Source organism: Stutzerimonas stutzeri KOS6 (genome assembly GCF_000307775.2).
Taxonomy (GTDB): Bacteria; Pseudomonadota; Gammaproteobacteria; order Pseudomonadales; family Pseudomonadaceae; genus Stutzerimonas; species Stutzerimonas stutzeri_B.
The window spans coordinates 199,263-210,438 of the sequence record NZ_KK020675.1 but is presented as its reverse complement, the minus strand read 5'-3'; the positions used below and the strand labels follow the sequence as shown (position 1 = coordinate 210,438).

The 11,176-nt window shown below is 63.6% G+C and carries 8 protein-coding genes; 2 read left to right on the top strand and 6 right to left on the bottom strand.

Annotated features, from left to right (window positions below; translation table 11 throughout):
- Nucleotides 1-26: 26 nt before the first annotated feature.
- From phbB to B597_RS24900, 6 genes are read right to left on the bottom strand one after another with little or no spacing between them, the layout of a single operon-like run.
- Complete coding sequence (gene phbB / locus B597_RS24925; protein WP_003296527.1) at nt 27-773, bottom strand: acetoacetyl-CoA reductase; 747 nt, start codon at nt 771-773, stop codon at nt 27-29.
- The gene (locus tag B597_RS24920) at nt 763-1,224 is read right to left on the bottom strand and encodes a phasin family protein (protein WP_003296526.1); all 462 of its coding nucleotides are present in this window, start codon (nt 1,222-1,224) and stop codon (nt 763-765) included. Before B597_RS24920 ends, phbB begins: the two co-directional genes overlap by 11 nt.
- Nucleotides 1,225-1,271: 47 nt before the next feature.
- Nucleotides 1,272-2,402, bottom strand: coding sequence for an ABC transporter permease (locus B597_RS24915; protein ID WP_003296525.1), 1,131 nt, complete (start codon nt 2,400-2,402; stop codon nt 1,272-1,274).
- A gap of 1 nt (nt 2,403) precedes the next feature.
- Nucleotides 2,404-5,166: a ribosome-associated ATPase/putative transporter RbbA gene (gene rbbA, locus B597_RS24910; protein ID WP_003296524.1), complete on the bottom strand. Its 2,763-nt coding sequence runs from the start codon at nt 5,164-5,166 to the stop codon at nt 2,404-2,406.
- A 3-nt stretch (nt 5,167-5,169) separates the two neighbouring features.
- The gene (locus B597_RS24905; protein WP_003296523.1) at nt 5,170-6,249 is read right to left on the bottom strand and encodes an HlyD family secretion protein; all 1,080 of its coding nucleotides are present in this window, start codon (nt 6,247-6,249) and stop codon (nt 5,170-5,172) included.
- 14 nt (nt 6,250-6,263) lie between these two features.
- Nucleotides 6,264-7,751 (bottom strand): efflux transporter outer membrane subunit, encoded by a 1,488-nt coding sequence (locus B597_RS24900; RefSeq protein WP_024161576.1) that lies wholly within the window; start codon nt 7,749-7,751, stop codon nt 6,264-6,266.
- A 415-nt stretch (nt 7,752-8,166) separates the two neighbouring features.
- Between B597_RS24900 and B597_RS24895 the strand changes: the two genes are divergently transcribed.
- On the top strand, nt 8,167-9,210 hold the full coding sequence (locus B597_RS24895) for an Lnb N-terminal periplasmic domain-containing protein (protein ID WP_024161575.1): 1,044 nt from the start codon (nt 8,167-8,169) through the stop codon (nt 9,208-9,210).
- A complete protein-coding gene (locus B597_RS24890) occupies nt 9,207-11,153 on the top strand; it encodes an esterase/lipase family protein (RefSeq protein ID WP_024161574.1) in 1,947 nt (648 codons plus the stop codon). The genes B597_RS24895 and B597_RS24890 overlap by 4 nt, the downstream gene beginning before the upstream one ends.
- The last annotated feature ends 23 nt before the right edge of the window (nt 11,154-11,176 follow it).

Below are 11,176 nucleotides of genomic sequence, written 5' to 3'. Positions count from 1 at the left end.
ACATCGTCTTGCCGGCCCTTCCTCACTCAGTACATGTGCTGGCCACCATTCATCGACGCATTGCTGCCGGTCATGAACCCCGCAGACTCGCTGGCGATGAATGCAACCAGTGCGGCGATTTCCTCAGGCCGTCCCAGACGACCCACGGGAATACCGGCAACCACCTGCTTGACCACTTCCTCCGACATGCTCGTCACCATCTTCGTATCCAGATACCCCGGCGAGACGGTGTTGACCGTCACGCCCTTGCGCGCCACCTCCTGCGCGAGGGCTTTGGTGAATCCATGCATCCCGGCTTTCGCGGCGGAGTAGTTGGTTTGGCCGAACTGCCCCTTCGAGCCGTTGATGGAGGAGATGTTGATGATCCTGCCCCAGCCCCTTTCGAGCATGCCGTCAATGAATGGCCGAGTGACGTTGAATACAGAATCGAGATTGACGCGCAGGACCGCATCCCAATCGGCGTAGCTCAGCTTGCGGAACGTAGCATCACGCGTGATGCCCGCGTTGTTGACCAGAATGTCGATGTGGTGACCGTCTGCTTGAATGAGGCCGGCCAGCTCCTGGCAGGAGGCATGGTCGGCCACATCCGCGCCGTAGGCGATGAAGTTGTAACCTTCACCCGCCTGGGCTTCCAACCACGCGCCGATGCTGGCATTGCCTGGCGAGTGGACGACGATCACGGTATGGCCAGCATCGTGTAAGGCCCGGGCGATGGCCTCGCCCAGGCCACCGTTGCCGCCCGTGACCAGGGCGGTGCGTTGTTCAGCCGGCATTGCGGCCACCGGTCTTGCCCGGTGCCTCCTTGTCCTGTGCCGAGGCCCACACGGCTCCCCACTGTTTGAAAATATCCTGGAACGGGAGTACCGCATCGCCCTGGCCTACGGCCTGCGTAACCGATTTCTGCCAGTCTTGAATGGCTTTTTGCAGGCCTTGGGTGAAGGTTGTCTGGTTCTTGATCGCGACTTGTGTCAGCGCCTGCGCGCCGCCCACGTGGTGCTGAAACTGACGCCAGAAGGTTTGTGCGGGCAGCGTGGCCAGTTCCTGCCAGTTCTCCGCCTTAAGCAGGCTTTCGATTTCCGCGCCGGACTCGGCAATGCCGTCTTTGCCCGCGCGCGCGGCGTTCTCCAGCCATTGCTGGCCGTTTTCCTGCATCAGGCGTTGGAGGCGCAGCTGCAGTTCCAGGTTCGCCTTGAACAGGTTGGGAGGGATGGTTTCATTGCTCATGGTCAAACTCCTTACTGGGTTGAGTGCCCACTCGGGCGGTCAAACGATCAGGCCATCTGGCCGATCGTTTTGCGAAAGCGTGCTAACGACAGGAAAAACAGCACCGTGCCGATCAGGGCCAGCGCCAGGAAGGGCTGCCATACCGTCTCCAGGCCAGCGCCCCGGTAGAGGATGGCCTGGCTCAGCTCCACGAAATGGGTGGTGGGTGCGATCAGCATGATGTTCTGCACGATCTCGGGCATGCTCTCGCGCGGGGTAGACCCACCCGAAAGCATCTGCAGCGGCATGATGGTGAGCATCATCAACATGCCGAATTGGGGCATGTTGCGCGCCAGGGTGGCGATGAAGATGCCCATCGAGGTGGTGGCGAACAGACTGAGCGCCGCGCCAGCGAAGAACAGCGCAATGGAACCCTCGACGGGAACGCCCAGGACGCCGCGCACCATGAGATTGAGGGACAGGAAGGAGGCGATCAGCACGACCAGGGCCATCGACCAGACCTTGGAGAGCATGATCTGCGCGGGCGTGACCGGCATCACCAGCAGGTGCTCGATGGTGCCGTGCTCGCGCTCCCGGATCAGCGCCGCGCCGGTCAGGATGATGGACAACAGCGTGATGTGGTTGATGATCTGCACCACCGAGCCGAACCAGGCCTTGTCGAGCGCGGGGTTGAAGCGGGCGCGCAATGCCAGATCCACGGGTGGCGCGTCGGTGCCGCGGTAACGCTTGACGAACTCATTGACTTCACCGGTGAAGATCTGCTGGATATAGCCACTGCCGGTGAAGGCCTGGCTCATGCGGGTGGCGTCGACATTGAGCTGCGCGGCGGGCGATCGCCCCGCCAGCACGTCACGCTGGAAGTTGGGCGGAATGACCAGGGCGAAGGTGTACAGCCCCGCATCCATGCCCGGGTCCACGTCCCCATAGTCGATCATGGCCGGTGGCGTGAACTGCGGCGGGTAGAAGGCCGAGGCAATCCGCTGGGACAGCGCCGAATTATCCTCGTCGACGATGGCGATGGGCGCGTTGTGCAGCGTCTCCGGCATGGACGTGGCCGAGGTGTAGACCGACGCGGTGAACACATAGACGATGAGTACGAGCATCATCGGATCACGCCAAAGGCTCCACAGCTCCTTGACACCGAGGTCGTAGATGTTGGCAACGTTTCTTCCGCTCATCTCAGCGCTCCTGCTTCTTGAGTAGCAAAACGGCCGCACCGAGAATCACCGGAACCGACAGCAGCATCGACCACAACGGCCCCGCCAGATCGGCCAGGCCGAGCGCTTTGCTGAACACGCCACGGCTGATGGAGATCATGTGCGTGGCGGGGTAGATCTCGCCGATGAACTTGCTGGAGCCTTCAAGCGAGGACACGGGATCGATCAGGCCGGCGAACTGGGTGGCCGGAATGATGGTGCCGATCATGGCAAAGAACATGGCGGCGATCTGGCTGCGCGTGACGGCCGAGGCCAGCAGCCCCATGCCTGTCGCGGCGAAGGAGAAGATCAGCGCGGCCAGCGACAGGGTGAAGAAGCTGCCCGTGACCGGCACACCGAAGACGGTGACCGCGAGCAGGCTCATCAGCAGGAAGTTCACCATGGCCAGACCGACATAGGGCAGTTGCTTGCCAAGCAGGAACTCGATGCGCGTGACCGGCGTCACGTAGAGATTGGTGATCGAGCCCGTCTCCTTCTCGCGCACCACCGCGAGCGCGGTCAGCATCGCAGGCAGCATGAGCAGCAACAGCGGAATCACCGCCGGCACCATGGCCGGCAGGCTCTTGACATCGGGGTTGTAGCGAAAGCGCGTCTCGACGCTGGCATTGCCGGCTGCGCTGGCGCCGCCACGCTCGCTGGCCTGTACCAGCAGCCAGTGCTGGTGCATGCCCTGAACGTAGCCCTGGACGGTTTCCGCGCGTTGCGGCATGGCGCCATCGAGCCAGGCGCCGATCTGCACGTTCTGGCCTCGCAATACATCGCGGCTGAAGCCAGGGGGGATTTCGATGGCCAGCGACAGTTCGCCGTTGCGCATGCGCCGGTCGAGGTCCTCGTAGTCGACGATCGGCGCGTGCTCGGTGAAGTAGCGCGATCCGGCCAGGTTCAGCGTGTAGCTCTGGCTAAGCGTGGTCTGGTCGCGATCGAGCACCGCATAGCTCAAATCCTCGACGTCCATGGTGATGCCAAAGCCGATCACGAACATCAGCAGCAGCGAACCGCCCAGCGCCAGGGTGGCGCGGACCGGGTCCCGCTGCAGTTCCAGTGTCTCGCGCCACAGATAGCTGAACATGCGCTGCAAGCTGAATCCGCCAGAGCGGTGCCCACCGTGTTCAGCGGGCGCCGCCGATGGCTGCTCCTCGTGATGGGCGGCCTCGGGCTGGCTGGGTGGGGTGGCCGTGCCGCCCTCGGCTTCGATGAGGTAGCCGATGAACGCCTCTTCAAGGGTTTTGGCGCCGCGCTTCTCGACCAGTCTGGCAGGCACATCGCTGTCGAGCACCTTGCCTGCATGCATCATCGACATGCGGTCGCAACGCTCGGCCTCGTTCATGAAGTGGGTGGAAATGAAGACCGTCACCCGGTCGCGCCGCGACAGCTCGATGAGCAGCCGCCAGAACGCGTCGCGCGCTATCGGATCGACGCCGGAGGTCGGTTCGTCCAGAATCAGCAGCTCGGGCTTGTGCACCATGGCAACGGCCAGCGACAGGCGCTGGCGTATGCCCAGAGGCAGACTGGCCGGCAGGCTGTCGATGACGTCCACCAGCCCGAAGCGCTCCACCATCTCATCGACGCGACCGGGAATGTCCTCCGGGGGCACACTGAACAGCTTGGCGTGCAACTCCAGATTCTGGCGTACCGTGATTTCGCTGTAGAGCGAAAACGCTTGCGACATGTAGCCGACGCGGCGGCGGGTGTCCAGATCATGCGGGTCCACTTCGTGGCCGAACAGCCAGGCCCGCCCCTCGCTCGCCGGCAACAGGCCGGTGAGCATCTTCATGGTCGTGGACTTGCCGCAGCCATTGGAGCCGAGGAAGCCGAAGATTTCACCGCGCCGGATGCGGAAGGAGACGCTGTCGACGGCGACGAAGTCGCCAAAGCGCATGGTCAGCCCCTCGGCCTCGATGGCGATATCGTCCGCGCCGCCATCCGGCAAGGGGGGAATGACCACTGCTTCGTGCCCGCGCTTTTTCTCTTCCGGGAGCAGGCGGATGAATGCCTCTTCCAGGTTCGGGCTGCCTGTGCTTTCCAGCAATTGCCGCGGTGTGCCGGTGGCGAGGACCTTGCCGTCGTCGATGGCGGCCAGCCAGTCGAAGCGCTGCGCCTCATCCATGTAGGCGGTGGCCACGATCACGCTCATGCCGGGGCGATCGGCGCGGATACGTTCGATCAGATCCCAGAACTGCGCGCGTGCCAGCGGATCCACGCCGGTCGTAGGCTCATCGAGAATCAGGAAATCCGGGTCGTGAATCAGCGCGCAGCACAGGCCGAGTTTCTGTTTCATGCCCCCGGAGAGCTTGCCTGCCGGTCGCGCCAGAAATTTGAACAGGCCGGTGGCCTGGGTCAGTTCGTCGATACGCTGGCGGCGTTCCGCGGCGCCATGACCGAACAGCCGCGCGAAGAACTGCAGATTCTCCTCGACCGAGAGCGTCGGGTACAGGTTCCTGCCCAGCCCCTGCGGCATGTAGGCGATGCGCGGGCACACCTGCGTGCGATGGGCCTTGCTGGCCATGTCGCCATCCAGCACCTCGACCGTGCCCTCCTGGATGATGCGCACACCGGCCAGCAATGAGAGCAGACTGGATTTGCCGACGCCGTCGGGGCCAATCAGGCCGACCATCCGCCCGGCGGGAATGTCCAGGTCGATGCCATCCAGGGCAATGACGTCGCCGTAGCGCAGGCTTACCTGATGGACACTGGCAACGGTCGCGAGCTGCGCGCTGTGGCTCATACCTTACTCCGGCACGCGAGCGGTCAGGGTCTGGGGCCATTCGGCATTGGCGTCGAGCTTGACCCAGGCCACGCCGGGCAGCCCGGTCTTGACCTGGTCCAGGTGTTCACGCAGCAGCTCCTGCGAAATCTGCGCGCGCACGCGAAACATCAGTTTCTGCCGCTCGCTGGCGGTTTCCACCGTCTTGGGAGTGAACTGCGCCGCGCTGGCGACGAAGGAAATGGTGGCTGGAATCACAAACTCCGGCGCGGCATCCAGAATGATGCGTACCTCGGAGCCCAGCCCGACGCGGCCGGCCACGGTCTCGGGCAGGAAGAAGGTGATGTAGACGTCCGACAGGTCGATCAGGTTCAGGACGCGTCCGCCCGCTCCCAGCACCTCGCCGGGTTGCGCCACGCGCACCTGCACCCGTCCGTCGCGCGGGGCGCGCAGTTCGCTGTCGCGGATGTCGGCCTCGATGCGATTGATGCTGGCCGTGGCGGCGTGCACGCTGGACTGCGCGCCGACAAGCTGCGCCTTGGCTGCCTCGACTGCGGCGCGGGCGGCGGCGGCCTGCGCTTTGCTGGCCTCGAGCGTCGCCTGTGCGCCCCGTACACGCGCCCGGTCATCGTCCAGTTCCTGGATCGAGGCGGCGCCCTCCTGGGACAGGGTCTGCGAACGTGCCAGACGCCGCTGCGCGGCATCGAGCTCCGACTCGCGCTGGCCGACCAGGGCCAGGGCGGCAGTTACGTCGGCCTCGCGCAGTGCCACTTGCGCCTGCGCTGCGGTCACCCCGTGCTCGGCCTGCTGGCGCATGGCCTGAGCCTCGTCGCGCTGCGCTTCAAGTGTCTCCAGTTGCATCCTGGCCAGTGGCTGGCCCGCCGCGACGAAATCGCCTTCACGCACCAGTATGTCTTCGATACGTCCGGGCAGCTTGGTGGCGATGTCGATTTCGGTGGCTTCGATGCGGCCATTGCCGTTGGCGAACCCTTCGCCGGGTCCGCTGTCGGCAAGCTCCGTCCAGCCCCACCAGGCCAGCGCGATAACAACCGCTGCAGCGGCAGCGACCAGGAGTTTTTTCTTGAGAGAGGGGGAGACAGTCATGGGTTCGGCGTGCCTTAACGGGTTGATGGGGTGGAAGCGGGGGTCGAGGCCGCACCCTGTGCCTCGCCGGTTGCGGCGAGGGTGCCGCCGCCGAGCGCGGCATACAGCGCCACCTGGCTGGACAGCAGCGCACGGCGCGCCTGTACCAGTTGTTGCTGGGCACCCAGCAGATCGCGTTGGGCATCCAGCACCTCCAGGAAGGCGGCCGAGCCGTTGTCGTAGCGCAACTGGGCCAGCCGTGCGCGTTCGCTTTGCGCTTCCAGGTTGGCTCTCTGGATCGTCAACTGCTCAGCCAGCCAGTGCTTTGCGCTCAGCGCATCGGCCACCTCGCGGAAGGCTGTTTGAATGGTTTTTTCGTATCCGGCGACGGCGATGTCGCGGCGCACTTCGCTCAGTTCCAGATTGGCGCGTCGGCGCCCGCCATCGAAGATGGGCAGTGACAGGGTGGGCATGAAGGTCCAGGCGCGACTGCCGGAATCGAACAAGCCATTCAAGTCGGAGCTGGCCGTGCCGAAGCTGCCAGTCAGCGCAATGCGCGGCAAGAACGCCGCGCGGGCCGCGCCGATGTGGGCATCGCTGGCACGCAATTGGTGTTCGGCGGAAATGATGTCCGGGCGACTGACCAGCAGCTCCGAAGGCAGACCGGCCCGCAGCTCAGCCAGCACCGTCGTTTCATCGAAGGGCACCTTGGTGGGCAGCGGGCCAGGATCGGCACCCACCAGCATCGCCAGCGCGTGCAGTTGCGTGGCGCGGGCTTGCTCAAGCTGGGCGAGCAGCGCCTGAGCCTGGTTCAGCAAAGTCTGGACTTGTGTGAGGTCCAGCTTCGAGGTCGCGCCGACTTCGACGCGGCGCCGGAAGATACGATAAGACTCCTCGCGGGTTGTCACGGTTTGCCGAGCGATAGCCACGCGTTCGTCGATCTCGCGCAAGCCAAGATAACCGTCCGCCACCTGGGCGATCAGCGCCAGATGGACGGCCTGGCGCGCCGCATCGGAGGCCAGCCAGCTTTGCAGGGCGGCGTCCTCCAGGTTGCGAACCCGGCCCCACAGATCCAACTCCCAGGTGCTTAAACCCACCTCGGCCCGATACTCGCCGCCCACCTGCGATCGGCCCGACATGTTCAGATCGCCAGGGACGCGCGCGCGTCCACCTTGGGCGCCCACGCCCACGGCAGGAAAACGATCCGAGCGCTGAATGCGGAATGTGGCGCTGGCTTCCTCGACGCGCAGCGCGGCCAAGCGCAGGTCGCGGTTGTTCTCCAGCGCGGTCTCGATGAGGCGTTGCAGCAGGGGGTCGGTGAAGTACGCCTGCCAGGCAAGCTCTCCCGCGTGGGCGCCGTCGGTGCCTGATCCAAGATGCGCAGGCCAGGCTTCGGGCACGGGCAGCGGCGGGGTGTCTGGCGCCGGAGCGAGCGACATGCAGCCGGTCAAGACGACGGCGCTCAGGGCCAACGAGGCAGTGCGCAAGCTGAACGCAGGAAACAACAGGGAAGCTGGGGGCATGGTCACGTTCCGTACGGGTATCGGGCTGAAGAGGGTCTGGTTGCAGAGGAGGGGATAGCTGCCACCCACGCAATGCGGAGTTCGTGGCCGATGTCCGCAGGCCTTCCTTTCCTGCTTGCAAGTGCTGTCAAGCCCACTTCATCTCCTTGTTGATATGAGCGCCGACGCTGGTGCAGCATTGGCGCGAGGGAGTTGCGTGCGGGTTGCGAGAGCGTGCAAAGATCATCATCCAACGCAATATAGACCGGGGCATCATTCGCCCGGGGGTCTTGACTGAGCATTTTTTCCCGCTGGCGCTCGCTCCCGCACTGCTGTGGCTGAACTCTTCGATGCTATCCAGGGGCAACCCTTCCATATCGCTGGTGCAGTTACGGGATGCACATCGGCAATTGCTGCTTGAGCTTTTGCAGCCTCGATGAACAGGGTAAGGCAAAAATCCAGGCAACTCCCTGTGCGCCTGGTGATCGGCTTTGCGGTGCTACTGCTGACTGCGTGGGGCGTACTGGCTCTGTGGCATCAGGTGCCGCAGCCAGCTATTCGTTTGATCGCCCTTGTGCTGTGGACGGCCGCAGGCCTTTCGATGGTGGTGGCGCTGACAGGCCTGCCTGGCCGAGCCGCGCGTAATCTCACGGCAGCGGTGTTTGCATGCGCCGTCGCTATTCTGGCGGTGTGGTGGAGCACCTTGCAGCCCTCGCACCATCGCCTATGGGCCGACGATGTCGCCCAGTTGCTGGAGGCCAGGATCGACGGCGACCATGTTTACCTGAAAAATGTCCGCAACTTCGAGTGGCGCAGCGAAACCGACTACACACAGCGTTGGGAGAGCCGCACATACGACCTGAACCGCCTGCGCAGCGCCGACCTGGTGCTTTCCTACTGGATGGGGCCGCACATTGCTCACACGTTGGTGTCGTTCGGCTTCGATGGCGGTGAGCGGGTAGTGTTCTCGCTGGAAATACGCAAGGAGCGCCACGAATCCTTCTCGGAGGTCGGCGGATTCTTCCGTCAGTTCGAGCAGATACTGGTAGCCGCCGATGAGCGTGACATTGTGCGTACGCGCAGCAATGCGCGAGGCGAGGATGTCTATCTCTATCGGTTGCAGATGGATCAGGCGAATGTGCGCGCGTTGTTTCTGGAGTACCTGCACACAGCCAATGAACTACGGGACACACCGCGCTTTTACAACACCTTGACCAGCAACTGCACGACCATCGTATTCGAGTTGGCTCGGCTCATTGCGCCCGCATTACCGATGGACTATCGCCTGCTGCTGTCCGGGCACTTTGCAGAATACGTCTACGACCTGCATGGATTAACGCCCGGCCATCGCTACGCCGAACTGCAGGCGCTGGGGCAGATCAACGAACGCGCACTGGCTTCTGATGCATCGGGGGATGATTTCTCGACGTCGATTCGACAGGGTGTGCCTGGCGTTCGGACCGACGAGGTACATCCTTGAGACTCCTGCAATCCTCCTGCCGTCTTGTAGCATGGCTTGTCATAGCTCCTCTGTTGCTGGGGGGCTGCTCGATCCTGCGCGAGTTCGCACCTGCAGTCGAGGTTCATACGCTGACAGCCAAGGAAGCCATCGAACTCAAGCGCGGCGACATCCTGACACGTGGCAAGCTCAGCGATGCGACTGTCCAGACCATCAGGGTGGCGGCATTGGATGCGCAGGCTTGCGCAAAACCGGTCTCAGCAGATTGCGTCGAGGCCCTGGCCGCCGTGTCGGGGGTTGGCACGGATCGGCGCCTGGCCGCGCTGTCCGAACTTTGGCTGGCACAGGCACAAGCCATGAAGCCCGGATCAGCGCAACAAGCCGCCTGGCTTGAGACCATTCGTTATGCCTATGCCTACCTGTTCCTCGGCGACCATACCCCGGGAGAGCGAGCCTTCGAGGATCGCCAGACACAAGTACGGGATTGGTATAACTATGCCGTCGAGCATGCCGCCACCAGCCTGTTTGAAGTTCGGCAGCAAATGCCGATGCAGCTGCCAGCCCAGACCAGCTGGAATATTGCAGGCTGGGAGCTGAAACTGGATATGCGCAGCGCGCGCTTGCCAGGCAATACGGCGGTGCCAGCCGAACTGCTGCCAGCCTCGTCCCTTTCTTTCCGCGGGCTGCGTAGCCTCTACCGGCGCGACGGTTTCGGCGCCGAGCTGGTGGCGGTCATGCCGGACGACCCCCTGACTTCCGCCCCCGCCCGGGATGGCCGGCCAGCGGCCAAATGCAACCAGCAGCCTCTAACCTGGAGCGAGATGCCCGCACCGTCCATGACGGTTCTGTTGCACCCGGACGGAGACAATCTGGATAGCGTACTGCGCACCCGTACCGTCCGTTTGACGGTGCATGATCCCTATGTGGAATCGGTCATCATGCTGCGCGGGCAGCGCGTACCATTGGCGGCCAATTTCACCGCCGGCTACGGCGTGTGGTTGGCCCGTGCCAAGTTCAACCGGCAGTCGCTTCGCAGTCTGCTTGGGCGCGAGGGTGGTATCGACCGCCCGCACGTCTACCTGATGCAGCCCTACGATCCGAACCGGCGGATCATCGTCATGCTGCACGGACTGGCCAGCAGCCCGGAAGCCTGGGTAGAGCTCGCCAACGAAATCCTCGGTGATGAGGCGCTGCGCCAGCACTACCAGATCTGGCAGGTCTACTACCCGACCAACATGCCGATCGCCTTGAATCACGCGATGATTCGCAGGGCGATCGGGGATACGCTGGCGCATTTCGACCCATCCGGCCAGGCGCCGGCATCGTCCGACCTGGTACTGGTGGGGCATAGCATGGGCGGCGTCATCGCGCGGTTGATGGTGTCGTCAACCGATCAGTCGCTGGTGCAGCTTGCTGCGGATCACAGTCGGCTGACGCCGCAGCAGATCGAGCGCATAGATCCGATGTTGCGTTTCGAGCCCTTTCCGCATGTCAACCGCGCCATCTTCATCGCAGCGCCCCATCGGGGCACGTCGGTCGCAGGCGGGCGCCTGGGGCGCCGGATGGCGGGATTCATCCGCTTCCCTGTTACTGTGCTCGAAGAACTCGCCCACACATTGGCACCCGATGCGGTGGCCAGCAGTCATGAAAGCCTGGCATATATTCCCAATAGTGTGGACAACCTCGACGAGAACGATCCTTTCGTGCGCACGGCGGCGAGCTTTCCCATCTCTGCCCAGGTGCGCTATCACTCGATCGTGGCCCAGAACAATGCCGACGTGGCCCTCGTTGATTCCAATGATGGTCTCGTGCCTTACCGCAGCGCTCATCTTCCCGGCGCGCAGTCTGAGAAAGTGATCATTTCGGGGCACAGCGTGCAGCAGAACGCGGCGGCCGTGCTGGAAATCCAGCGCATTCTGAAAGAGGACATGACACAGCGGGAAGAGCGTTCCACTCAGCGCTAGACATCGTTCAGTCCCTTTGATCT